General features: G+C 63.8%; 19 protein-coding genes and 1 riboswitch. Of the genes, 11 read left to right on the top strand and 8 right to left on the bottom strand.

All coding sequences use genetic code 11. The annotated features are described in order from the left end of the window. Nucleotides 1-187 precede the first annotated feature (187 nt). On the bottom strand, nucleotides 188-2176 hold the full coding sequence (locus RAH42_RS02420; protein WP_317539882.1) for a tetratricopeptide repeat protein: 1989 nt from the start codon (nucleotides 2174-2176) through the stop codon (nucleotides 188-190). A 102-nt stretch (nucleotides 2177-2278) separates the two neighbouring features. Between RAH42_RS02420 and RAH42_RS02415 the strand changes: the two genes are divergently transcribed. Then, the gene (locus RAH42_RS02415; RefSeq protein WP_317539881.1) at nucleotides 2279-2596 is read left to right on the top strand and encodes a GrdX family protein; all 318 of its coding nucleotides are present in this window, start codon (nucleotides 2279-2281) and stop codon (nucleotides 2594-2596) included. A 50-nt stretch (nucleotides 2597-2646) separates the two neighbouring features. Further along, nucleotides 2647-3132 carry a RidA family protein gene (locus tag RAH42_RS02410; RefSeq protein WP_317539880.1) on the top strand — a complete coding sequence of 162 codons (486 nt, stop codon included), beginning with the start codon at nucleotides 2647-2649 and terminating at the stop codon, nucleotides 3130-3132. A gap of 171 nt (nucleotides 3133-3303) precedes the next feature. On the opposite strand, the gene iadA is transcribed toward RAH42_RS02410, so the two are convergent. From iadA to RAH42_RS02385, 5 genes are all read right to left on the bottom strand, one after another. Beyond that, nucleotides 3304-4431: a beta-aspartyl-peptidase gene (gene iadA / locus RAH42_RS02405; RefSeq protein ID WP_317539879.1), complete on the bottom strand. Its 1128-nt coding sequence runs from the start codon at nucleotides 4429-4431 to the stop codon at nucleotides 3304-3306. Nucleotides 4432-4538: 107 nt separating this feature from the next. After that, nucleotides 4539-5951: a Na+/H+ antiporter NhaC gene (gene nhaC / locus RAH42_RS02400; RefSeq protein ID WP_317539878.1), complete on the bottom strand. Its 1413-nt coding sequence runs from the start codon at nucleotides 5949-5951 to the stop codon at nucleotides 4539-4541. Between the two features lie 301 nt (nucleotides 5952-6252). Continuing rightward, entirely contained in the window at nucleotides 6253-6960 is a 708-nt protein-coding gene (locus tag RAH42_RS02395; RefSeq protein WP_317539877.1) for a GntR family transcriptional regulator, read from the bottom strand. A 99-nt stretch (nucleotides 6961-7059) separates the two neighbouring features. Further along, on the bottom strand, nucleotides 7060-8454 hold the full coding sequence (locus tag RAH42_RS02390) for an MATE family efflux transporter (protein ID WP_317539876.1): 1395 nt from the start codon (nucleotides 8452-8454) through the stop codon (nucleotides 7060-7062). Nucleotides 8455-8630: 176 nt separating this feature from the next. Continuing rightward, entirely contained in the window at nucleotides 8631-9773 is a 1143-nt protein-coding gene (locus tag RAH42_RS02385; protein WP_317539875.1) for a DUF362 domain-containing protein, read from the bottom strand. 201 nt (nucleotides 9774-9974) lie between these two features. Between RAH42_RS02385 and RAH42_RS02380 the strand changes: the two genes are divergently transcribed. Next, nucleotides 9975-12284, top strand: coding sequence for a mechanosensitive ion channel domain-containing protein (locus RAH42_RS02380; protein WP_317539874.1), 2310 nt, complete (start codon nucleotides 9975-9977; stop codon nucleotides 12282-12284). Nucleotides 12285-12396: 112 nt separating this feature from the next. Here the strand turns inward: RAH42_RS02380 and RAH42_RS02375 are convergent, their stop codons facing one another. Further along, nucleotides 12397-12873 (bottom strand): YhcH/YjgK/YiaL family protein, encoded by a 477-nt coding sequence (locus RAH42_RS02375; protein ID WP_317539873.1) that lies wholly within the window; start codon nucleotides 12871-12873, stop codon nucleotides 12397-12399. A gap of 31 nt (nucleotides 12874-12904) precedes the next feature. After that, the gene (locus RAH42_RS02370) at nucleotides 12905-14098 is read right to left on the bottom strand and encodes an HD domain-containing protein (RefSeq protein WP_078015705.1); all 1194 of its coding nucleotides are present in this window, start codon (nucleotides 14096-14098) and stop codon (nucleotides 12905-12907) included. Between the two features lie 147 nt (nucleotides 14099-14245). Between RAH42_RS02370 and RAH42_RS02365 the strand changes: the two genes are divergently transcribed. From RAH42_RS02365 to RAH42_RS02330, 8 genes are all read left to right on the top strand, one after another. Beyond that, nucleotides 14246-16294: a transglycosylase SLT domain-containing protein gene (locus RAH42_RS02365; protein ID WP_317539872.1), complete on the top strand. Its 2049-nt coding sequence runs from the start codon at nucleotides 14246-14248 to the stop codon at nucleotides 16292-16294. Next, nucleotides 16287-16931 carry a thiamine diphosphokinase gene (locus tag RAH42_RS02360; RefSeq protein WP_317539871.1) on the top strand — a complete coding sequence of 215 codons (645 nt, stop codon included), beginning with the start codon at nucleotides 16287-16289 and terminating at the stop codon, nucleotides 16929-16931. The genes RAH42_RS02365 and RAH42_RS02360 overlap by 8 nt, the downstream gene beginning before the upstream one ends. Nucleotides 16932-16968: 37 nt before the next feature. Next, a riboswitch (TPP riboswitch) is annotated at nucleotides 16969-17079 on the top strand. Nucleotides 17080-17187: 108 nt separating this feature from the next. Further along, the gene (gene thiE / locus RAH42_RS02355; protein ID WP_317539870.1) at nucleotides 17188-17829 is read left to right on the top strand and encodes a thiamine phosphate synthase; all 642 of its coding nucleotides are present in this window, start codon (nucleotides 17188-17190) and stop codon (nucleotides 17827-17829) included. Between the two features lie 26 nt (nucleotides 17830-17855). Next, the gene (gene thiD, locus RAH42_RS02350; RefSeq protein ID WP_317539869.1) at nucleotides 17856-18650 is read left to right on the top strand and encodes a bifunctional hydroxymethylpyrimidine kinase/phosphomethylpyrimidine kinase; all 795 of its coding nucleotides are present in this window, start codon (nucleotides 17856-17858) and stop codon (nucleotides 18648-18650) included. 253 nt (nucleotides 18651-18903) lie between these two features. Next, on the top strand, nucleotides 18904-19032 hold the full coding sequence (locus RAH42_RS02345; RefSeq protein WP_317539868.1) for a hypothetical protein: 129 nt from the start codon (nucleotides 18904-18906) through the stop codon (nucleotides 19030-19032). Between the two features lie 26 nt (nucleotides 19033-19058). Next, nucleotides 19059-20534, top strand: coding sequence for an amidohydrolase family protein (locus RAH42_RS02340; protein ID WP_317539867.1), 1476 nt, complete (start codon nucleotides 19059-19061; stop codon nucleotides 20532-20534). A 52-nt stretch (nucleotides 20535-20586) separates the two neighbouring features. After that, entirely contained in the window at nucleotides 20587-21963 is a 1377-nt protein-coding gene (locus tag RAH42_RS02335) for an amino acid permease (RefSeq protein WP_317539866.1), read from the top strand. A gap of 103 nt (nucleotides 21964-22066) precedes the next feature. Continuing rightward, a complete protein-coding gene (locus RAH42_RS02330) occupies nucleotides 22067-23692 on the top strand; it encodes an amidohydrolase (protein WP_317539865.1) in 1626 nt (541 codons plus the stop codon). Nucleotides 23693-23779 lie beyond the last annotated feature (87 nt).

The raw sequence follows: 23779 nt of genomic DNA, 5'->3' as shown, positions 1-23779 counted from the left end.
GGAGGGCGCGGACAAACCCGCCGTGGGACGGGAAGAAGTTCCGTCACGCTATTGGCATCCCGCGGAAAGCGATTTTACGAAAAGAGCCTTTTGAACCACATCCGATGAAAAGCGTCCGGAAGCCGATGGATCCTCGATCATCGGCTTCCGGACGCTTTCAATGTTCCACGTGGAACATTGACACCGGTCAGCGGTTCTCCGTTTCATCGTCCGCGAACGACGAAGCGTTCATCTGTTCAAAGAGTTTCTGCGCGGCCTCCCGGGCGCGTTTGCATTTTTCCGCCGAAAGCCTGGCGCTGCGGAACATGCCGCGCCCTTCCAGCCTGTTGATGAGAGGTGCCGTGCCGACGGCGCCGTTCAGGCGAGCCAGCCACGCCCACTTATAGGCCTCCTCGTCGTCGCGGGGCACGCCGGCCCCTTTGCTGTACAGTTCGCCAAGGGCCTTTTGCGCGGGAGCGTGGTTCTGACGGGCGCTTTTCAAAAACCACGAAGCGGCCTCGGCCAGGTTTTGTCCGACGCCGCGGCCGGCGCGATAGCAGGTGCCAAGGCTGAACTGCGCCCGTTCGTTGCCCTGGCGGGCGGCGCGCAGATACCAGCGGGCCGCTTCGTCAACGTCCTTCTTCACGCCGGCGCCCCGTTCGCACAGACTGGCGTAGCGTTCCTGAGCGGCGTCGCTGCCCTGCTCGGCGGCCAGTCGGTACCATTTGGCCGCTTCGAAGGGCTCTTTTTCGCCGCCCCAGCCGTTTTCGCAGATCTGACCGAGCAGGAACTGCGCGCGCTCGCGTCCCTGACCGGCATAGACGCGGCAAAAGTTCGTCAGCGCCGCGTAAATCTCGCCGCTGCGCCGCGCCAGATCTTCGTGACGGACCAGCAGAACGCCTGCCCGAACACGTCCCTGAGGCACGCCGAGCCTGCCGCGCCACAGCTGCGCCTCCACATAGCAGGGCACGGGAGCGCCGGGGTGGAGGCGCTGCAGTTCCGACGCCATGCGCCGCGCCGTGCCGTCCTCATGATTGAACCACGCCGTCAGCAGATCCAGCGTCTCCACAGGCACGTTCACGTTCGCCAGCACGCGCCAAAAACCGCGGCGGAAGTGCGTCATGTCGAAATCGCCGGACTCCATGGACTCGAGCACCACAGGGCTGATCTGCGTTTCCGCCTCGAACAGCACGTTGTTGCGCACGGCCGTCACCCCTGCCTTGCGGTCCCCCAGCGCCCAGCTGACCGTGCCGTAAAAGAGATTGTCGAGCCAATCGCGCGGCCCAATGTTCTCCCTGATCTCGGCCAGCAGCTCTTTGAGACGGGACGGCGGCAGACTTTTGTCGAGCAGGATGCGCTGCTTGGCCGTCTGCACCCTGTAGGGATCGCGGCGCAGCACGCGCCGCCATTGGCGGTCGAACTCGTCGAAGCAGGCCAGCGCCGTCTTCACATCGCCGCAGCGGCCGGCCGCCTCGCCATAGTAATACCAGAACGGAGGATAGGCGCCGAACGATTTCTTCAGCGCCGGGAACATCAGCAGCGCCTTGCGCTTGTCGGGCTGCGCCAGCGTCTGCTCGAGGTAGTCCAGATCCTCCTGGCTGATGCGGTAGGCGTCGGGCAGGCGGTATTTGCGCAGCAGCGCCCACGAGTCGGCCAGCAGCTCCTTCTGCAAGTCGTTCAGCGCCGTCAGCGCTTCTTTTTTCAGCGACCACATCTTCTGATCCATCGTGTTGCGGATCTCCGCCATCTCGCTGCGGTAGCCGAAGTAAGCCGTGATGCCGCCGCTGAACAGCGAGGCGAAGAAACTGTCGAGGTCGCCGCCGACCGGCCACATCTTCGACAGCGACGAGATCAGGGCATGATGCTGCTGCGTGTCGTACACGCCCTGAAAAACTTTGCTTTCCTCCTCGGTCAGACGGTAAGTGTTGATCGTGTCCAGCAGCCGGCTGTAAAGTTTGACGATCTCATCGTCGCTGGCGATGTCGCCAAGACTGAGATTGTTGATGATGCTGCGGTACTCCTGATCGAGCACGATCCGGTCGCGGCTGGCCGTCATGTGCTTGACCGAGACCACGGCCATGTTCAACGCCACCGCCGTGTTGACCGGATCGTAGTCGTCGGCCGCCGACGCCGTGGGCACGACGCACAGCCACAGCGCCGCCAGCGCCGCGGAAATCCTCCTGATGAACCATTTCATTGCGATCGTCCTCTCCCTTCCAGCGGAAAAAGCGCGTCCTTTCCCCGCAGAGCTTTATTATACACAGATCGCCCAACGCACGTAAATTCCCGCCGAAAGCAAATGACGAGCACGCCGCGGGAAGTTCTGTATAGAGCGCTTGACCTGGTGGGAAGCGGGGAGTATTCTCTCTTTGCGCATCCCGTCGCAGGGAATGAACGTCTTCTGCGCAATCCTTACCGCACGGTGGTTTTGACTCAGACCCCGGCGGCACGCAGACGCATCCCGCAGGACCGGCAGACGGCCTTCATCAACAGAGCCCTGAACAAAGCGGAAGACATCGAATACGGCGAGATTCCCGCCGGAACTCACGCGGACTACGCGACCGTCGATTTTGAACTTTTCAAGACGGCGATGAACAGCGCTGAAAACGGGGAGTGACAAGAGTCCCTTCCTCTTCGGCAGCAAAAACTCAAAACGAGGTGATCGGCATGAGCATCAAAGAAAGACTGAAAGAACTGGGCATCGAGCTTCCGCCCGCAAACAAGCCCACGGGATCCTATGTGCCCGCCACGGCTTCGGGAACGCTGTGCTTCTCCTCCGGACAGACGCCGCGCGTCAACGGCGAGGTCGCGTACGCCGGCACGATGGGCGCAGAAAACGGCCCCAGCCTCGAGGAGGCCTACGCGGCCGCCCGCGTCTGCGCCATCAACTGTCTGGCCGCCATCGACATGGCCGCCGGGTTGGACAACGTGGCACGCGTCCTCAAGGTCACGGGCTTTATCAACGCCGCTCCGGGCTTCACGCAGACGGCCAAAGTGTTGAACGGCACCTCCGACCTGCTGCTCGAGGTCTTCGGTCGGCCCGGCCGCCACGCCCGCAGCGCCATCGGCATCCAAGCCTTGCCCGGCAATGCGGTCGTCGAGGTGGAGATCGTTGTCCGCCTCAAGGAACCGCGCGAATTCCCCGCGGACTGACTCCGCGCTCTGCAAAAAAATCCCTGCCGCTTTCGCGGGCAGGGATTTCTTCATGCCGCCCCAAAACAGGAACGCTTTCGCAGCTTCCAGCCGCCGCGGATCTTCGCAAAAAAACCGCCTTCCCGGTGTCGGGAAGGCGGTTTTCGATCCTTTGTGATTTTTCGAGGACCGTTACGCTTCGAAGGTGCCCTTGGCGAGCACTTCGCCGTCGCGCATCATCACGCGGCCGCGGCCGATCAGCGTGCGCAGGCGGTAATCCTTGTCGAGGATCATCAGGTCGGCGTCGAAGCCCTTTTCCAAACGGCCCTTGCCGGGCAGCTTGAGCCAGACGGCCGGATTGGCGCTGGCGAACGCGAAGATCTTTTCCAACGGAGCGTCGCCTGCGCGCGCGCAGTCGCCGATCGCCTGCAGGATGGAGGCCGGGTCGCCCACGCCCATGCCGGCGAAATTTCCCGCCGCGTCGAAGCGCGGCATGCTGCCGTTGCCGTCGGAGCTGAAGCAGACGTGCGACAGGTCGGCCCCCTCGGCCACGTAGCGGGCGACCGCGCCGGGCGTCTTTTCGTCGGCGGTGATGTCGGCCACGCCGCCGGCCTTGACCCAGGCGACCGCGTCGTCGAGAAGCTCGGGGCAGCGCGTCGTATGCGTCGGCATGAACTGGCTCAGCGGCACGCCGGTACCTTTGACGGCCTCGCGCAGCGGTTCCAGTCCCGAAGCCTCGCTGCCCATGTGCACGCAGACGACGCCGGCCTTGCCGGACAGCATCCCGGCCACGCGCGCTTCGGATACCAGCGCGCGGATCGTCTCCACCGCAGGATGCGAGGAACGGTGATCGGACAGCGCGATCTTGCAGCCGATGACCTTGTCGATCCAGGCGATGTCGTGGCCGACCTTGCCCGTGATCGTCGGCCCGGGCAGCTGATAGGAGCCGGTGTACATCCACGTGCTCAGCCCTTCGATGTCGAGCGCGCGGGCCTTGGCCAGCAGTTCGGTGAGCGAACGGCTGAAGCCGTCGGTGCCCAGCAGGCCGACCGCGGTCGTGATGCCGGCTTTGACGAACGTGGAAAACTGCGCGGGCGGCGTGCGGAAGTTGAACGCGCCCTCGCCGCCGGCGCCGCCGAAATGATTGTGATGATCGACGATACCGGGCGCGGCGATCAGCCCCTCCGCGTCGACGACTTCAAGGCCGGGGATCTTTACGTCGAGCCCTTTTTCCACGGCGGCGATTGCGCCGCCAAGGATCAGCAGATCGGTCAGGCCCACGTGCTCGGGCGCGTACAGATCGATGTTTTTCAGAAGCAACGGATTATACATTGTCCTTTCCTCGATTCACAGCAAATGATTGATTCAGTTTCACGCAAAGAAATCGCAGGCCAGTCCGGTCTGCGATTTCCTGTCCCAAAACGCGATTATTTGCTTTCCGCCGTTTTGGTGCGGAAAATCGCGATGTTGCAGAACGCGTAGATCCATGCCAGCACCGCGCCCGAGTAACACATGATCGTCCAGGGCAGGTACTCCAGCACCGGCACGTCGAGCACCGACGCCATGTAAACGCCGGCGGCCGACCAGGGGATCAGCGGCACGACCACCGTACCGGAATCCTCGAGCGTGCGGGACAGCACGTTGCGGCGGATGCCGAACTCGTCGAAGGGATCGCGGTACATGATGCCGGGCATGATGATGCTCAGATAGGAATTGCCCGTGCCGAGCGCGGTGATGATGCCCGTCAGCGAGGTGGAGAACACCAGGCGGCCGACGCTGCTCTTGATGAAGCGCTCGCGCATGGCGTTGGTGATCACCTTGATCGTGCCGGTGCACTCGAGCTGCCCGGCGAAAATGTAGGCGAAGAACACGACCACGACCGAGCCGGACATGAAGGAAAGCCCGCCGCGGCTGAGCAGGCTGTCGACCACCTTGACGCCCGTCGCCGCCTTGGGGCCGCTGGCCATGATCTTGACGATCGCGGGCAGCGAATGGCCCTGCATCATCGCGAACGGTATGGCCGAAACCATCGACGCCCAGAGCACGGGGATCGTCGGCTTGCCCATGTAGGACAGCACCAGCATGACGCCCGCGGGGATCAGCACGAGCGGCGTCAGCTTGTAGGATTTCTCGATCGCGCCGACGATCTCGTTGATGCGGGTCATGTCCATCGTGTCGGCGCTGGAGGAGCCGACGTAGGCGTACACGGCCAGGCCGATGCAGAACGCCGGCAGCGTTGTCCACATCATCGACTTGATGTGGTCCATGATGTCGCACTCGGCGGTCGCGGCCGCCAGGACCGTGGTGTCGGAAATGGGGCTGATCTTGTCGCCGAAGTAGCTGCCCGCGATGACCGCGCCCGCGGTGGCGGCGGGATTGATGCCGAGACCGTGACCGATGCCCATCAGCGCCACGCCGAACGTGGCGGCCGAACCCCACGAAGTGCCCGTCAGCACCGAAGAGATGGCGCAGATCACCGAGGCCGAGATCAGGAACGTACTGGGACGGAGGATCGACAGGCCGACTTTGATCAGATAAGGTACCGTGCCTCCGGCCATCCAGATGGCGATCATCGGGCCGACGATCAGCAGGATCAGGATCGCGCCCGAAGCGCGGGCGACCATCGGGATGACGCCTTCCTTGAACATATAATCCCACGTGAAGCCATAGCCGAACACGTACACGACCGTCGTCGCCAGCGCGACGATCAGGCACAGCATGCCCGTGTCGAAATTCATGAACAGTTTGCCGACGACCATGATCGCGAGGATCATCACCATGATCGCAATCGCGCCGCCCAGTCCGACTTCCTTGTGCGGCTTTGCTGCTTTCTCTGCCATACTCCTTCAACCTCCTGCACCAAAAACAAAACCGTGCCCTTCGTCAGGGCCCTTTACGCCGCCAGCCGGCGCCAAAACGCCGGCCGCAAAAAAGCGAGGCGTCGCCCGGCGGGCGACAAAAGATTGGATACAGATTCGAATCCACGCGATTAGTATAATTAAAAATATTTCTCCTGTCAACGGAAAATTTTTCGGTGCGGAAAAACGTCCCTAACGCGGCCGGAAACGGAAAAGACGGGAACGCGCGCAAAAAAAATGACGGAGCGCCCGCCGAGAGCGTCCCGTCATTGAAAAACGCGCGTTACTGCCTTTCCGTTTCCTCCAACAGCGAACGGTAACGGAACGTGTTCAGCACGTGCTCTTCCATCAGCCGGCGGCTGCGCTCGGCCTCGTGGGCCTCGAGCGCGTCGATGATCAAGGAATGTTCCTTCCAGCTCGGCACGTTTTCCCCCGTCGAACGCGTTCGTTCCCGATAAAAACGGGTATAAAGCAGCGTGTACATCGTGGAGCGCCAATAACTGCTGTTGAAGAAACGCAGCAGGTACACGTTGCCGGAAAAAGAGACGATCAGGCGGTGCAGTTCTTCGTTCAGCTGCGCGTACTGCGCTTTCTCCTCGGGAGTTTGCCGCTTTCGTCCGAACAGTTCCGCCTCTTTGGCGTTGATCGCGCGCAGCACCGTCACGTGTTCCGGCGTGCAGCCATGCGCCAGCCGCGCCGCGGCGGCCCCCTCCACGGCGGCGCGGCTGTAGAAGATCTGCCGCATGTCCTCCGACGACAGCGCCGGCAGCAGATAGCCCTTGCGCCCCCGCTCCTTGACCAGGATGCCCTCCGCGACCAGCCGGCTGAGCGCGGTGCGCAGCGGCGTGCGGCTCATCGACAGCCGTTCGGACAGATCCGGCTCGAAAAGCCGCTGCCCGGGAACGATCTCGCGCTGACGGATCAGCTCCACCACGGTGTTGAACGCGCGCAGCTCGGCGTTTTGCTTCGACGCTTCTACCTCTTGGTCCATCGAAAATTTCCCTTCCGACGTCGCTTTCGACGCTCGAAAAACGTTCCTCCGGCAATGAAGCGCCGCCGAACGGGAACTCTCTTTCCGGATATCCGCTCTCTATTGGCCGGTGCGCGCGGCGAGACGGCGGCTTTTCAGCTTCCAGCGGCCGGAGTTGAAATAAAGCCACAGCAGCGCGCCGCGCACGCCTACGTCGAGATCCATGGCGTACCACGCGCCGGCCAGTCCCAGCCCCAGCTTGTTCACGAACAGCCAGGCCGCGCCCAGACGCAGCCCCAGCATGGAAAAAATGCCCAGCCACAGCGGCACGACCGTGTCGCCCGCGCCGCGCAGCGCGCCCGAGCTGGTCAGCGCCGCGCCGAAAAGCGTCTCCACCCACGCCACGATGCGCAGCGCCCGCGCGCCCTGTTCGATCACGGCCGCGTCGGACGTGAACACGCGGATCAGCCATTCGGCCCCGAAATACATGCCCGTGCTCACCACCGCCATCACGGCCAGACAAAGATGGATGCAGGCCCGGCCCTCGGCCTCGGCGCGCCGTTCGTCGCCCGCGCCCAGAGCCTGACCGACCAGCGTCGTGGCGGCGATGGCGATGCCGTAAACGGGATTGTAGCACACGCCTTCGGCCGTCGTCGCCAGATAATGCGCCGAAACGGCCACCGTGCCCAGCGCGGAGATCACCGACATGTAGAGGATCTGCCCGCTGGAGAGCACGATGCGTTCGGCCGCGATCGGCAAACCGACTCGCAGCAGATCGTCCAGGCGTTTTTTCTCGAAGCGCAGGAACCGCGGCGCCGACAGCTCGAGCTCGTCCCGGCGCCGCCTCAGCGCCGCCGCCATGGCGGCGGCCGCCAAAACGATCGAAACCGCCGTCGACACCGCCGCGCCGCGCACGCCCCAGCCCATGCCCCACACCGGCAGGCCGCCCAGCCAGTCCAGATTCCGTCTGGGATAGATGAGCAGGAAGTTGCCCGCCACGTTGCACAGGTTGGCGGCGACGGAGATCTTCATCGGCGTCACCGTGTCGCCGGCGGACTGGAGCACGCCGGCCATCGTCCGCTCCGCCATGAGAAAGGGCAGGGACGCGCCGACGATGCGCATGTAGGCCGCCGCGTCGGGCGCCACGTCGGGGGCGGCATGCATCAAGGCGACGTACAGGCCGGCGCCGGATTCGGCGGCCGCGGTCATGCACAGGCCGATCAGCGCGCCGAGCACGACCGCCTGCGCGGCGTAGCGCCCCGCCAGCGCGTAATCCTTCGCGCCCCAGCAGCGCGCCACCAGCACGGAGGCGCCGCCGGCAGCGATCATCGTCACCGCGTAGGCCAGCCACATCGGCTGCGCGTTCAGCGCCGCGGCCGCCGTCGCCACGGCCCCCAGCGAACCGACCATGGCCACGTCGACGATATTCACCAGCGTGAACATCACGTTTTCGAAGACAGCCGGCAGCGCCAGACGGATCACCCGTCTCAGCGTGTCCCGACGTTTTTCTTCCATGCCCTTCCCCGTCCCTTCGCGCCCACTTTACCAGTTTCGCGGCGTTTTTGCAAAAAACAGACGGGCCGCGAAAAAAGCCGTCGATCGGAGTAATCGACGGCTTTTTTTGTATATCATGTTTTTCCTCGCGGCGCCAAGCCGGCCGCTTTTCGAAACGGCGCGGGCGTTACCCGATTTTACTCGCCTTCGCCCTCTTCGATGTGGATCGTCCTCAGCTCGTAGTCGAGCGAGCCCATGCCGATCTTGGCGCCGTGCTCGAACTGGGCGTGGGGAGCGGTAGTCGGATGAAGGAGCTGGAACTTGTCGTCGCCCTCGTGGAAATGATGTTCCTCTACAGCCGAACCCGAAGCGGCCATGACCATATCGTAGCAGGCTTTGTCGAGCGCCACGGGATCGGTGCTGGCGGCGACGCCGATGTTGGGGACGATGGGCGTGTCGCTCCAGCCGCAGCAGTCGCACAACGGCGTGATGTCCATCATGACGTTGATGAAGAGGGAACGTTCCTTGTCCTTGATCGCGCCCCAGGCGTACTCGGCCATGCGGCAGTTGAAACTCGACTTGTCCTCGTCAGCCGTCCAGATCATGCCGACGGCCTGAGTGGGACAGACGGTCATGCACTCGCAGCAGCCCAGGCACGGTTCGGCGTGGATATGCGACGTCGTTCTGCCGGCGGCGTCTTTCTCCATCGTGATGGCGTGGCCGGGGCAATTGCGGAAGCAGCGGCCGCAGCCGATGCACTTTTCCTCGTCGACTTCGAGACGCACCGCGTGCTGGGCTTTTTTGCCGCGGGCCGGCGCGCAGCCCATGGCGAGGTTCTTGATCGCGCCGCCGTAACCGGCCGCCACGTGTCCCTTGAAGTGCGAGACGACGACGAGCGCGTCGGCTTCGGCGACGGCGGCCGAGACTTCGACTTTTTTGAAATACTGGCCGTCGATCTCCACCTCGCGGAAATCGTTGCTCTTCAAGCCGTCGGCGATAATCAGCGGCGCGCCGGTGACTTCGTAACCGAAGCCGTTCTCGATGGCGGTGATCAGATGATCGACGGAATTCTTGCGGCTGCCCACGTAGAGCGTGTTGCTGTCGACGAGGAACGGCTTGCCGCCGCACTTCTTGACCTCGTCCACGACGGCGCGGATGAAGATGGGCCGCAGATAGGTGTCGTTGCCCTTTTCGCCGAAGTGCAGCTTCACGGCCGTGAGCGCGTCCTTCGCGACGGTCTTTTTGAACTCGACGGCCTCGACGGCTTTTTTCAGCACGTCCACCTTGCTGACGCCGGGCGTGAAAGGCGCAAAATAAACGATCGACTTTTTATTTCCCATTGTGAAAATCCCCCCTGCGAATGTTTCCGCAGCCGGCCGATCCCCCCGGGCCGCCCGCGGTCGTTCGACGAGAGTTTACCACATGAAGTGAACTCCAAGTCAAGCGGGCGCTTAAAATAGGCGATTTTCCCGATTAGCATTTTCAGACATACTGGCTTATAATTTTCGATGAGACCCATCAGGATTCAAGGAGTGTTGCCGATGAAAAAAATTCTCCCGCTCGCCGCCGCGCTTTTGCTCGCAAGCGGCGCCATTTTCCCGGCCGGAGCCATCGACGCGCTGTCGCTCATCACCGGCGCCGACGCGGGAACCGCCGTTGATGCGGCGACATCCGCCGACCGGGCCGTCGGAAAAGACGAGACGCCTCAGCCTTATACGCCCTCCGCCGATCCGGAAGCCTGCAGCAAGCGCCTCGCCGAGATCGAACGGCTTCTCGCCGAATGGGAAAGCCTCAAAGCCGACGAGGCCGCCGCCCGTTTCGGCGTCACCGCCGAAGACGTGACGAGGCGCGTCGAAAATCTGACGCTGCTCAAAAACGCTTACCCGCGAATCATCAACGCCATCAGCCGCAAAAAGCAGGACGACGCCGATCTGGCCCGTCAGAAAGGCGACGTCAGTTCGCCCGAACTGACGCTGAACGACAAACCGCCCTACAAGCTCGGCTACTACGACGCGTACATCGCCGGCCTCGACGATATCCGCAAGCAGATCGACGACGCCAAGGAAGATCTGGAGCGCTTCGACTCGTACGCCGCCGCCTCGCAGAAACTCGTCGAGGAGCGCGAAGCGGCGTGGCGCCTTGCCCGCGACAATTATCAGAAAGCGCGGGATCAGAAGACTTCCTGGCAGCTTCATGGCGCCGCCTATCTGCTGGAAATCGCCCGCGCCCAGCTGATCCTCGACGGTTTCGAAAAAGAACGCGCCGCCACCGCGCTCGCGAAATACGAGCTGCAGTATCAGCGCCGCGGCTATCTGCAAAAATACATCCGCGAGAACCTCGACCTGAGCGCAGAAAGTTTTGCCGCCCAGATCGCCGCGTTGAACGCCGAGATCAAAAAACTGGAAGACTCGCGCCCGGCCCTGAACCGCCAGATCAAACAGGCGGAAGCCGCCGCCGAGACTGCCGAAATGAAATACGCCGCCGACGACAAAGACAAGCGCGCCGCCCAGCTGGAAATGAGCTACCGCACCGCCGAGCGCGACCGCTACCGCCTGCAGCTCGAACAGCTGCAGGAAACGCTGGTGCTCTACGCCGAACGCAAGCGCCTGTGGACGCTGCGTTACGACCTGGCCCGCGGCGCCGTCGACGAAACGACCATTCCCGCTGCCGTCAAAAACATGAACGCCGAAATCAAAACCCTCGAAAACAACCTGCTCGACGTGCAGAAAGACCTGCTCTCGCTGCAGAGCCGCCAGTCCGCTATCAGCAAGATGCTCGACAGCGGAACGACCGAGCCCAAATACCTGCCCGGGCTGAAAAAATACAGCTCCGCCATACAGGCCTCTATCGACAGCTGCCTCAGTTACACCGCCGCCGTCGTCTCGCTGTCCGCGCAGGAACGCGCTTTCGTCGGCGAACTGCAGGAGACCTACAAGACCGTGTCCACCTTCGACAAGATCCGCGCCTTCTGGAAAACGCACGCCGCCACGCTGCTCAACACCGAGCTGTGGCAGAGCGGCGGTTATGCCGTGCGCCTCAGGGAATTTCTGATCGCGCTCGCCATCATCGTCTTCGGCACGTGGGGGGCCCGCAAACTGGTGCACATGTTCTCGTGGGCCGTGGGCAAATATTTCAAGTTCGACGAGACCAGCCGCCGCACCTTCGACCGCTTCGTGTTCTACCTCGCCGGCATCGCCATCTTCCTGACGGCGCTTCACATCGTCGGCATACCGCTGACGGCCTTCGCCTTCCTCGGCGGCGCCGTTGCCATCGCCATCGGTTTCGGCGCTCAGAACATGTTCAAGAACCTCATGGGCGGCATCCTGCTGACGCTCAACCGCCCCTTCCGCCTCGGCGACGTCATTGAAGTGGCCGGCATCGCCGGCACCGTCACCGACCTGGGCGTACGTTCCACGCTGATCCGCACGTTCGACGAAAAGGAAGTCGTCGTCCCCAACAGCCAGCTGCTCGACAACCAACTCATCAACTGGAGCCTGTCCGACGCCCTGCTGCGGGTCGGCGTCGACTTCGGCGTCGAATACGGCACGCCGGCGAAGAAAGTCCGCGACACAGTTCTGCGCATCGCCGACGCCAATCCCAAGATCCTCAAGAATCCCGCGCCGTGGCTCTATTTCGCCGCTTTCGGCGACAGCGAGCTCGATTTCACGCTTTACTTCTGGGTCAACCAGAAGATCGCCAGCGGCATGAAAGTCAGCGGCGAGATCCGCGAGGCCATTCAGGAAGCCTTCGCCCAGGAAGGGCTGGTCATGGCGTACCCGCACATGGACGTCAGCATTTCCTCCGCCGGCACGAAAAACGGCGCGCCCCAGGCCGCGGAGAGCGAAAAATAACGCGCTGCAAAAGCTCTCCCGCGCGGAACACAACGAGGGGATGCGGACGACTCTCCGGTCGTCCGCATCCCCTCTTTAAATTTGTCCTCTTGATTTTCCCACCCGCGCGGCGCTACGGCAGTTCCCGGTGCGGGATCAGGGAGCGGTGGATCTTCGCCACGATCTTGCGGATCCGCCGCGGCGTCCCCGGCGCCACGCAGGGACGGTGGGCGTCCTCGGGGAAGAAGACGGCGAACATGCCGCCCGTGCAGTCCAGCGTCAGCCCTTCGCCCTTGAAGAACTGAACGTCGCGCTTTTCGTCGTACTCTCCAAGCGGCGTCACCTGAGCCAGCGGCGCATAGCCGATCAGCTCGTCGCCGGCGAGCGTCATCTGCACGTCCACGAACTCGCGGTGCGCCTCGAAAAGCGTCCGCTCGAGCGGCTTCGTCTCCGGCTCGTCGATGGAAAACCACGCCTTGCCGGGAATCAGCTCCGTCGTGCCGACCGGCAGCTCCTTCAGGTCGGCGCGGGCCAGCTGGCGCACGGCCCAGGCAAAGACCTCGTCGAGGCCGCTGTAATTCCTCGCATCGTCGATATGCGCGTAAATCATGGACTCTCTCTCCTTCGGATAAAAACTCCGTTTACTTGAAACTGTCGAAAAGCCCCTTCACCTCGTAGCCGGCCACCCGGCGCGAGGCGAAAGAATCGTACAGGCGCATGGACGCTTCTTCCAGCGCCGCGGGGCGCACGCCGATGCGGATCGACTCGCGCGCTTCGATGTAGGCCGACAGCTTGTCGCAGACCTCGATGACGCGGCCGTCGACGGGATCCATCTCGTCGCGCCCCTCGGCGTCGGCGAGATCGCGGCCGATGACGCGCACGCGGCCGTTCGTGCGGACGCGGTTTTCGAACTCGTCCATGACCATGTAGAGCACGTCGTCACGCCACGCCGGCGGCAGCAGCGGGAACAGGTTCTCCTCGACGCCGCGGCGTTCCAGCTTCTTGACCAGCTCGTCGAGTCCCTTGACGGAGCGCTTCACGGGCGAAATGATATCGCGCGTCAGCACCTCGGGCAGGTCGTGGAAGAGACCGCCGTAAAAATCGTTGCGCCGCCGCCGCGCGCCCGCGCCGATCTCGAGCGAAATGAGCCAGCTCAGCAGCGCGACCACCAGCAGATGGCCGAGCACCGACGTGGGCGGCAGGCGCTGGATCTGCGCCCAGCGCTTCTGGAACTGCAGCTGCCCGACGAGGCTGATCAGATCGTTGAAGGCGCTGTGCTCCGACGAAAGGATGTCGCCCACCGCGGCCAGATCGCGGTATTTTTCGATCTCGCCCATGATCTCTTCACGCGTCTTTTCGATGCCGTACAGCGGCTTGCTCCAATAGTAGATGAAGCCAAACTCCCAGCGCGTGGCGACGTAGTGCGCGGCGCCGAGGATACGGTCTTCGAGGCTGTCGGGGACCGATCCGAGATAGGCGCGGCACTGCTCGCACAGCGGATAACCGAGCGGCGACAACAGCGGCTCGAGCTGGGCGTAGACCCAATCGTTGAGCTGACGCTGCTGCGCGCGGTCCTGCATGAGGCGGTGAAAGACGGGCGGCTTGATGTCGGTGACGAGCACGCGGTGCAAAAAACTGAACGCGCCGTTGGCGATAAGCCGGTTCCAGTCGACGGCGCGGCCGCGGTCCTCCTCGGCGCGGGCGATGAAATAGGCGATCATCGCCTTGTGCGCCTGCTTGTCGATCTCGGTGAACTGGGCCGTGCGCGGATGGTCGTTCCAGCGTTCGATGCTCGAAGCGGAAAAAATCAATTCCATCAGGCCTTTTGAAATCATGAAACGTTCATCCCTCCTTCAGCGGGGATTCCGCACCGATTATAATGGATCGGGACGTTTTATGACAGCCCCGCCGGTCTTCATGTATTATAATAAAGGATCTTCGAAACCGCGCTCTCGTTTCGAAGACGAACAGGAGGTTTGACCATGAAAAAAATCATCCGGACGCTGCTGACGTTTCTGATCCTGACAGTCCCGCCGCTGACGGCGGCGGCGCAGCAGCCTTCCCCCGAAGAACAGGCCGCGGAGAAATTCTTCTTGAGCCGCAACTGGAAGTCCATCGAAACGCTGCTCGAACAACGGGAAAAACTTTCGCCGCGCGCCCTGTCGCTGGCGGCGAACGCGCTTTGGTATCAGTCACGCTGGGGTGACGCTCTGGAAGTGATGGAACAGATCGGCAGCCGCTATCCCAAAAGCGTCGTCCCCTATGCGAGCCTGCTCACAGCTCTGGCACTGGAACGCACCGAACGGCCCCGGGAAGCCTATCAGGCCGGGCTGGCGCTCTATCAGGCAAAATCCACGCCGCGGCTGGCGCGCTACTACGCCATGTATCTGCTCTTCCGCCTCACCGAGAACGTCGACGAGAAGGAAAAGTGGCTGCGGCGCATGGCCGACGCGACCAGCAGCGACGACCAGGAAGCGGAGATGCTGAGCGAGCTGGCCAAGCTCGGGCGCATGAAGTCCGCCGACGCGCTGCGCCTGCTCAAACTGGAGCCGCGCAATGCCGCCGCGCTCAAGATCGCCGCAAAAGCGCCTTCGTCGCTGCAGCGCAGCTATCGCCTCGGCTACGCCGCCTACCTCGACGGCCGTTATCAGGACGGCGTCAAGTTCCTGAGTCAGCTCAAATGGGGCGGCGCTTACGGCGAGTCGGGGACTTATTATCTGGCCATGTGCTGGCAGCGCCTGGGGAAGCCGCCGCTGGCCGCGCCGCTTTTCGAGAAGCTCGTTTTCAAAAAAGACGGCGATTACGTGCCCCGCTCGCTCTCGCGCCTGTCGCTGATGATCGGCGGCCCGGCGGAAAAAGCGGCGCTGGCCGCCCTGCTCAAGGCCTCCGGCGACAAAGACGCGTTCCGCGCCGCGTCGGCGCTCTATTCGCTGGCCACCAGCCGCTGGAGCAAAGCCGAGGAAGCGCGCGACGACTACATCGAACGCTTTCCCGACGGGACGCGCGCGAACGCGCTGATCTGGGGCAAAGGCTGGGACGCTTTCTGCCGCAAAGATTACGAGACGGCGCTGAAAAACTGGAAACTTTCGGCCGCTCACCCCGGCGACCTGAGCGCCGCCCGCCTGCTCTACTGGCACGTCAGAGCGCTGAACGATCTGGGGCGCGCCGGCGAAGCGGAAAAATACGAGAAAGAACTGGGAGACGACCACGCCCTGAGCATCTACAGCTTTATGGCCTTCGACGGCGGCTCGCTCAAAATCGCCGACGCGCCGCTGCCGAAGGACCTCGCCCCCGCGCCCGCGAGCGAACTGGAACGCTGGGGCTTCATGACCCACGCCCGCATGCTGCTGACCGGCAGAAACGATCTGCCCAGCCGGATGCGCCGCTCCCAGCTGGCCCGCTGGCTCGGCCTCGAGGGGCAGGCGTACGCCGACCTGCACGGCGCCATCGAGAGCAAACTGAAAGGCCGCGAGATCCCCCGCTCCCTGCTGGAGCTCGTCTACCCGCGTCCCTACCGCGCCGCCGTCGAGGCGCAGGCCGAAAAGTTCGGCGTCGATCCGCTCCTGATTTGGTCGATCATGAAGCAGGAAAGCTCGTTCGATCCCCGCGCCACCAGCTGGGTGGGCGCGGCCGGCCTGATGCAGCTCATGCCGGCCACGGCGGCCGGCGAAGCCAAAAAGATCGGCCTGAAAAAGTACAGCTCCTACAATCCCTCCGACAACATCGCCATGGGCGCGTCGCACATCGGCGGCCTGATCGCCCGCTTCAAGCGCCTCGACTGGGCCGTATCGGCCTACAACGCCGGTGGCGGCAACGTGAACAAGTGGAACGCCGAGCGCGGCGGCTGGGAACAGGACGCCTGGATGGAAGGAGTTCCCTTCCGCGAGACCAACGATTACGTCAAAAAAGTCCTCGGCAACTACGAAGTGTACAAAAAGCTCTACGGCGACTTCTACGCCAAGCAGAAAGAGAAGCGCGAAGCCGCCCGGAAGGCGACCCCCGGCGATCAGACGCCGCCCGTCCATGAATAAGTCCGTCTGCTGGATCGCGGGAGCCGGCGAGTTCTACGCCCCCGCTTTCGCGCCGCTGCCCGGCGATTATGTGATCGCGGCCGACGGCGGCTATGAATCGCTGCGCCGCCGCGGCGCGCCAATCGACATGGTGCTGGGCGACTTCGACTCGCTGGGTTATGTGCCCGAACACCGCAACGTCGTGCGCTGCGCTCCCGTCAAGGACGACACCGACATGGCGCTCGCCGTCAAGGAAGGACTGGCGCGCGGCTGCGAGCGTTTCGTCCTGCTGGGGGGACTTGGCGGTCGACTGGCGCACACGCTCGCCAACCTGCAGACGCTGATGTACCTTTCGCGCCGCGGCGCGCGCGGCTTTTTGGCCGGAGAAAACGAGACCGCCACAGCGCTGACCGACGGCGAGCTGCGCTTCAGCGCCGCGCATCGCGGCTACCTCTCGCTGTTCTGCCTGAGCGAGCCGGCTTGCGGCGTCACGCTGCGGGGCCTCAAATACGAACTGACGGACGCCGTGCTGGAAAGTTCCGTCGCCCTCGCCGTCAGCAACGAATTCACCGGCCGAGAAAGCTCGGTGGCTGTCGCCCACGGCACGCTCGTCGCGCTGTGGCAGGACGGCCGTCTGGAAGAAATGCTGCGCGCTTGACGCGGGCGCCGCAGGGATTATAATTTCAAACGGGAGTTCCATCACGCAGGGGAGTCCGCACAGGCGGGCTGAGAGGAGGCCGCACGGCCTCGACCCTTTGAACCTGATACGGGATCATGCCGGCGAAGGAAGCGCTTTCTGAAAAATGACGGGGGAGAACCGGCGCGCAGGCTCTCCCCCGTCATTTTTCTGCGGCGAGAATCGCCCCGCGACGAACGCCTCTGGTGAACACCTCTGATGGAAAGAAGGGAAACTCATGAACTGCTCAAGAGAATCGCTGCGCCTCTACGCCGTCACCGACCGCCGCTGGCTGGGGACGAAGACGCTGGCACAGGCCGTGGAAGAGGCGCTGCGCGGCGGCGCCACGATGGTGCAGCTGCGCGAGAAGGACCTGCCCGACGGCCTTTTTCTGGCCGAAGCGCTGGCGATCGGATCCGTCGTGAAAAGATACAACGCGCCGCTGATCGTCAACGACCGCGTCGAGATCGCGCTGGCCTGCGGCGCCGACGGCGTCCACCTCGGACAGGACGACGCGGATCCGCGCGCGGCGCGCCTGCGGCTCGGGCCGCGCAAAATCATCGGCGTCTCGGCTCACAACGTCGCGGAAGCCGTCGCGGCCGAACGGGGCGGCGCCGACTACCTCGGCTCGGGGGCGCTGTTTCCGACCGATACCAAGGCCGCCACTGCCGCGCTTTCGCTCGACGAGCTGAAACGCATCGCCGCCGCCGTCTCCATTCCCGTCGTGGGCATCGGCGGCATCACGGCGGACAATCTGCCGCGGCTGAAAGGCACGGGGCTGTGCGGCGCGGCCGTCGTCTCGGCGCTCTTCGCCGCCCCCGACGTCGAAGCGTCGGCGCGTCGCCTGCGCCGCCTCGCCGACGAAATCTTCGGCGCCTGAAATTTTTTCGCAAAGGAGTCTTTCCGATGATATACAAAGTCCTCACGATCGCCGGTTCCGACTGCTCGGGCGGCGCCGGCATCCAGGCCGACCTCAAGACCATGGCGGCCCACAAGGTGTACGGTATGAGCGCGATCACGGCGCTGACCGCCCAGAACACCACCGGCGTCTTCGGCGTGCTCGAAGCTTCGCCGGAATTCGTGGCGCAGCAGATCGACTGCGTCTTCGACGACATCCGCCCCGACGCCGTGAAAATCGGCATGGTGTCCAGCGCCGCCATCATCTCGACCATCGCCGCCCGGCTCAAGGCTTTCGGCGCGCGCAACGTCGTCGTCGACCCCGTCATGGTCGCCACCAGCGGCTCGCGCCTGCTCGACGAAGACGCGACCGGCGCGCTGCGCGGCGAACTGCTGCCATTGGGGACGGTGATCACGCCCAACATCCCCGAGGCGGAAGCACTCTGCGGCTTCGCCATCGCCGATCACGGCGACATGGAACGGGCGGCGCGGCGCCTCGCCGCCGGCCTGGGCGGCGCCGTGCTGATCAAGGGCGGCCATCTGACCGACTGCGCCGACGACCTGCTCCTCAGCGAAGGACGTCTCGTCTGGCTGAATTCGCCGCGCCTGGACAACCCCAACACTCACGGCACGGGCTGCACGCTCTCGTCGGCCATCGCCTGCCATCTCGCTATGGGGCGCAGCGTCGAAGAAAGCGTGCGCCGCGCCAAAGCCTACGTCACCGACGCGCTGCGGGCCGGACTGGATCTCGGGCGCGGCTCGGGGCCGCTCGACCACGCCTGGGCCGTCAGAGAAGCGGACTGAATCCTATTTCTTGATAAAAAGCACCAATATAGTTTGCAGAGCGCTGCGGAGTGCCGCCGCGCGCCGAAACATTTTTCCGACTCTGCCGGAGTTGAAAAACATCTTTCCCCAACTTTGATTCCTGGGCTGAATCCTCACGTTGACACCGTGAGGTAGCATTGTTACAATCCCAAAGCGCCACATAAAAATTTTAATAACTGAAAAGCGGCCGTCAAAAGCTGACGGTATCATACAAACGAGACGGGGTGTTTGCATGTCGTTATGGATCCGCAACGCGGCGATCGCCACCATGGACCGCGAGAACCCGGCCGCCGATTCGGCGGTCGTCGTCGGGGATTTCTTCGCGTACGTGGGCAGCGACAGGGGGCCGAGGCCTATCTGAAGGAGCATCCGCAAAAGGAACTCGAAGTGCTGGACTGCGGCGGGGCGTTTTTGATGCCCGGCTTCAACGACAGCCACATGCACTTCCTGCATTACGCCAAGTCCAAATTGGGCTCGGTCGACCTGCGGGGGACGAAGTCCGTCGGCGAGGTCGTCGAGCGCATGAAAAAGGGGCTGGAGAAGTACGATCCGTCCTCGGGGCTGTGGCTGCTCGGCGAGGGCTGGAACCACGACTATTTTACCGACGAGAAGCGTTATCCCACGGCGGCCGATCTCGACGCCGTGACGGCGGACTATCCGCTGCTGGTCATGCGCACGTGCTTCCACGTCGGCGCGCTCAACTCCAGGGCCATGGAGCTGGTAGGGCTGGACAGGGCCGCGGCGGAAAAGATGGGAGAGTTCGCCGGGAAAAATCCCGACGGCTCGCCCGACGGCGTCGTCAAGGAACATATCGTCGACAACATCAAGGCCAACCTGCCGGCGCCCGATTTGGAGACGCTGCTGGACATGGTGCTGGCCTGCCAGAAGGATCTGTTCGCCTGCGGCATCACCAGCATCCAGTCGGACGACTTCAAGTACACGCCCGACGGCTGCGCTTACGAGATGATGCGCCTGCTGCGCGATGCCTCGGAGGACGGGCGGCTCAAGGTGCGCTGGGGGGAGCAGGCGCTGCTGCCCACCAAGGCCGAGATCGATGAGTTCTTCGACCGCAAGGGATTCGACGACAGCTACGGCAACCGCAGCTTCAAGATCTCCACGGTCAAGCTGCTCACCGACGGCTCGCTCGGGGCGCGCACGGCCTACATGCGCAGGCCCTACGCCGACGATTCCTCGACGCGCGGCCTGCCGACCTACACGCAGGAAGAACTCGACGCGCTGGTGCTGAAGGCGCACGAGAACAACATGCCCGTGGCCATGCACGCCATCGGCGACGGCGCCATGGAGATGGCGCTTGGCGCCATCGAGCGCGCCCGCAAGGCAATGCCCTATGTGCACCCGCGCCACGGCGTCGTTCACTGCCAGATCACCGACCGGCGCCAGGTGGAGCGCTTCAGGGAACTCGACGCGATCGCCTTTATCCAGCCGGTCTTCATTGACTACGACATGCACATCGTCTTCGACCGCGTCGGCAAAGAGCTGGGAAGCACTTCTTACGCCTGGAAGGATTACATCGAATCGGGCGTGCACGCGCCGTTCGGCACCGACGCGCCGGTGGAAGACTTCAATCCCATGCGCGGCCTGTACTGCGCGGTCACCAGCCGCGACCTGAACGGCGAAGGGCCGTTTTTGCCGCGGCAGATCCTCAGCCGCGAGCAGGCGCTGTACGGCTACACGGCGGCGGGGGCCTGGGCGACGCGCGACGAGGACGTGAAGGGCAAGATCAAGCCCGGCATGTACGCCGACTTCATCACGGTGGACCGCGACCTGCTGAAATGCCCGGAGCGCGACATCCTCGCCGCCAAGGTCACGGCGACGTATATCGGCGGCGAAAAAGTGTTTTAAGGGGCCGCGCACGCGGATAAAACGACTTTTCTCAGGGGGAAAAACAAAAAAAATGGCGGACAATCAGAATCTCGTTTCTCAGCTCAGTTCCGAAAAGACGGAGTTCAAGCGCGAAATCACGCTGTTCGGCGGCGTCAGCATCCTCGGCGGCATCATGATCGGCGGCGGCATCTTCTATCTCGGCTCCTACGTTTTGCAGCGGGCCGGCTTCAGCCTCGGGCTGGCGCTGCTGTGCTGGTTCGTGGGCGGCGTCATTTCGCTGCTGGGCGGCCTGTGCTTCGCCGAACTGGGGGCGATGATCCCCAAGGCCGGCGGCGTCACGGTGTACCTGAACACGGCCTACCACCCGCTGGTCGGCTTCATCAGTGGCTTCAACAGCTGGCTTTTGACCGGCCCCGCTTCGCTGGCCGCGGGCGCGGTGGCGCTGACGGCCATGTTCGGCCTCGGCGGCGTGGCGGCGCAGGTCGCCGCTTCCGCCATCCTGATCGCCTTTACGGCCTACAACTGCTTCGGCATCAAGCGCGGCTCCGTGCTGCAGAACGTCACGATGGTCGCCAAGCTGATCCCCATCTTCATCATCATGGGTTCGGCGCTTTTCATGGGCGACGTCTCGCCCGACCTTTCCTTCACGCCCATGGACGGGCCGGTGCCGTTCTCCAAGGTGCTGAACATGATCGGCTTCGCCACACTGGCGACGCTGTGGGCCTACGAGGGCTGGACGAACCTCAACGCCGTCACCGAGGAGATCAGGGACCCCAAGCGCAACCTGCCGCTGTCGCTGATCATCTCCATCTCCGGCATCGCCGTGCTCTACATGCTGTTCAACTACGCCATTTACCGCGTGCTGCCCCTGGCCGAAATGCGCGCCATGATCGAGGCGAAAAAGCTCTATCTGGGCACCGAAGTCGCCCTGCGCCTGCTGGGCGGCGCCGGCGGCATTCTCGTCACCGTGGGCATGGTCGTCTCCATGCTCGGCTCTATCAACGGCATGGTCATCGCCTTCCCGCGCAACTACTACGCCATGGCCAAGGAAGGCCACTTCTTCCGCTCGTTCGGCAAACTGCACCCCGCCTACAAGGTCCCCACGGCGCCCATCCTCTGCCAGTGCGTCATCTCCATCGCCTACATCTGGGTGCGCAGCCTCGACCAGCTCACCAACCTGGTGGTCTTTGGCTCGATGCTCATCAACGTGCTGATCATCGCCGCCGTGCTGGTGCTGCGCAAAAAGCTGCCCGACCTCGAGCGTCCCTACAAGGTGTGGGGCGGCGCCTTCACCGTCTGCCTGACGCTGCTGATCAACTTCGGCATGATGGTCAACACGCTGGTCAACGACCCCGTCACCTGCGTCACCGGGCTCTCCATCCCCTGCATCGCGGCCTGCGTCTATTTCTACTTCGGCTACAGGAACAAAAGGGAAGAACAGCGGTAAGCTTCCGCACGGCCGAAAAACCGCGCCGCGGAGCAGGGCGGCCCGTCCTGTTCCGCGGCGCTTTCGCAACGGAGCGGAGCGCTCCATCGGAGGTACGAGAAAAATGAAAAAATTCGCCCTTGTCAACGGGAAAATCTACGTGGAGCGCGGCCGTTTCGCTCAGGCGCTTTACGCCGAAGACGGCGTGATCCGCCTCGTCGGACGCGACGACGAGATCAGATCGGCCGCCGGGCGCGGCGCGGAGATCCTCGACTGCGAAGGGCGCGCGGTGATCCCCGGCCTCAACGACAGCCACATGCACCTGCTCGGCGTCGGCATGGAAATGTCGCAGCTGCGGCTGAACGGCGCGCGTTCTGTCGGCGAGATCGTCGCGCGCGGCCGGCGCTTCCTCGCCGAGCATCCCGAGCTGTGCCGCCACGGCGTCGCCGGCATCGGCTGGAACCAGGACCTTTTCGACGAAGGCGAAAAGCGCCTGCCCAACCGCCACGACCTCGACCAAATCTCCACCGACATCCCCGTGATCGTCGAGCGCGTCTGCCGCCACATCGCCGCCGTCAACACCAGAGCCATCGAGATGCTCGGCCTCGGCAAAAATTCGCCGCAGTACGAAAACGGGGAGTTCGAGCTGGAAGCCGACGGCTTCCCCAGTGGCGTCTTCAAGGAGCAGGCCGTCGTCCATGCCAACCGGCTGATCCCGCCCAAGTCGGCGGCCGAATACGAAGACATGTTCGTCAAAGCCGCCGATTACGCCGTCGCCCACGGACTCACCAGCGTACAGTCGAATGACGCCGGCTTCGTCCCCGTGCCGGCCGGCACGCTGATGGAGATCGTCACCCGCGCCCACGCCGGCGGCCGCACGACGCTGCGCTACCGCCACCAGATGACCTTTCGCGGCGTCGGCGACTTCGAAGAATTTCTGCGCGGCGGTGCGCGCGAAAAATACCACGACCCCGCCGCCCACGTCGAGATCGGCCCGCTCAAGCTCTTCAAGGACGGCTCGCTGGGCGGCCGCAGCGCCAAAATGAGCCGCGATTACCGCGACGACCCCGGCAACCGCGGCGTGGAAACGCTCTCCAACGAGGAAATGGACCGCTTCTGCCGGGCCGCCCGCGACGCCGGCGTGCAGGTCATCACCCACGCCATCGGCGATCAGGCCATCGCCGACACGGTCGCCTGCTACGAGCGCGTCACAGACGGCGGGAAAAACCCGCTGCGCCACATCGTCAACCACTGCCAGATCACCGACCGCCCGCTGCTCGAACGCATCGCCGCGGACGGCCTCTGCGTCGCCTATCAGCCCATTTTCCTCGACTACGACATGCACATCGCCGAGTCCCGCTGCGGCGCGGAGCTGGCGAGCACGTCCTACGCCTTCGGCACGGCCGCCGCGCTCGGCATCCCCGTCGGCTACGGCACCGACGCGCCGGTCGAAGACTGCAACCCGTTCCCCTGCATCTGCTCCGCCGTCGCCCGCACGGACCGCCTCGGCCGGCCCGAAGGCGGCTGGTTCCCGCGGGAAAAAGTCGACGTCGAGACGGCGATCGACGCCTACACGGCCGGCAGCGCCTATCTCGAGTTCCACGAGCGCGACAAGGGACGCCTCAAGCCCGGCTTCGTCGCCGACCTGGCCGTGCTCGACCGCGACATCTTCGCCTGCCCGATCGCGCAGATCCGCGAGATCCTGCCCGCAGCGACCGTGATCGGCGGCGAGATCGTCTACCGCCGCTAGAACCGCGTTTTTCCGGAACGAAACGCCGAAAGAGCAGCGCCTCCTTTTCCGCGGCCGAAAGAAAATGTTCCACATGGAACATGGACT

Source organism: Pyramidobacter sp. YE332 (assembly GCF_033060595.1).
Taxonomy (GTDB): domain Bacteria; phylum Synergistota; class Synergistia; order Synergistales; family Dethiosulfovibrionaceae; genus Pyramidobacter.
This window is presented reverse-complemented; position numbering and strand designations above follow the sequence as displayed.

What these genes read in the sequence shown, in the direction of transcription:
- RAH42_RS02370 (WP_078015705.1), bottom strand. Translation starts at nt 14,098, where the DNA reads ATGATTTCAAAAGGCCTGATGGAATTGATTTTTTCCGCTTCGAGCATC.
- RAH42_RS02380 (WP_317539874.1), top strand. Translation starts at nt 9,975, where the DNA reads ATGAAAAAAATTCTCCCGCTCGCCGCCGCGCTTTTGCTCGCAAGCGGC.
- RAH42_RS02335 (WP_317539866.1), top strand. Translation starts at nt 20,587, where the DNA reads ATGGCGGACAATCAGAATCTCGTTTCTCAGCTCAGTTCCGAAAAGACG.
- RAH42_RS02375 (WP_317539873.1), bottom strand. Translation starts at nt 12,873, where the DNA reads ATGATTTACGCGCATATCGACGATGCGAGGAATTACAGCGGCCTCGAC.
- RAH42_RS02345 (WP_317539868.1), top strand. Translation starts at nt 18,904, where the DNA reads ATGTCGTTATGGATCCGCAACGCGGCGATCGCCACCATGGACCGCGAG.
- RAH42_RS02395 (WP_317539877.1), bottom strand. Translation starts at nt 6,960, where the DNA reads ATGGACCAAGAGGTAGAAGCGTCGAAGCAAAACGCCGAGCTGCGCGCG.
- RAH42_RS02410 (WP_317539880.1), top strand. Translation starts at nt 2,647, where the DNA reads ATGAGCATCAAAGAAAGACTGAAAGAACTGGGCATCGAGCTTCCGCCC.
- thiE (WP_317539870.1), top strand. Translation starts at nt 17,188, where the DNA reads ATGAACTGCTCAAGAGAATCGCTGCGCCTCTACGCCGTCACCGACCGC.
- RAH42_RS02385 (WP_317539875.1), bottom strand. Translation starts at nt 9,773, where the DNA reads ATGGGAAATAAAAAGTCGATCGTTTATTTTGCGCCTTTCACGCCCGGC.
- RAH42_RS02415 (WP_317539881.1), top strand. Translation starts at nt 2,279, where the DNA reads ATGACGAGCACGCCGCGGGAAGTTCTGTATAGAGCGCTTGACCTGGTG.
- RAH42_RS02390 (WP_317539876.1), bottom strand. Translation starts at nt 8,454, where the DNA reads ATGGAAGAAAAACGTCGGGACACGCTGAGACGGGTGATCCGTCTGGCG.
- RAH42_RS02360 (WP_317539871.1), top strand. Translation starts at nt 16,287, where the DNA reads ATGAATAAGTCCGTCTGCTGGATCGCGGGAGCCGGCGAGTTCTACGCC.
- thiD (WP_317539869.1), top strand. Translation starts at nt 17,856, where the DNA reads ATGATATACAAAGTCCTCACGATCGCCGGTTCCGACTGCTCGGGCGGC.
- RAH42_RS02330 (WP_317539865.1), top strand. Translation starts at nt 22,067, where the DNA reads ATGAAAAAATTCGCCCTTGTCAACGGGAAAATCTACGTGGAGCGCGGC.
- nhaC (WP_317539878.1), bottom strand. Translation starts at nt 5,951, where the DNA reads ATGGCAGAGAAAGCAGCAAAGCCGCACAAGGAAGTCGGACTGGGCGGC.
- RAH42_RS02420 (WP_317539882.1), bottom strand. Translation starts at nt 2,176, where the DNA reads ATGAAATGGTTCATCAGGAGGATTTCCGCGGCGCTGGCGGCGCTGTGG.
- RAH42_RS02365 (WP_317539872.1), top strand. Translation starts at nt 14,246, where the DNA reads ATGAAAAAAATCATCCGGACGCTGCTGACGTTTCTGATCCTGACAGTC.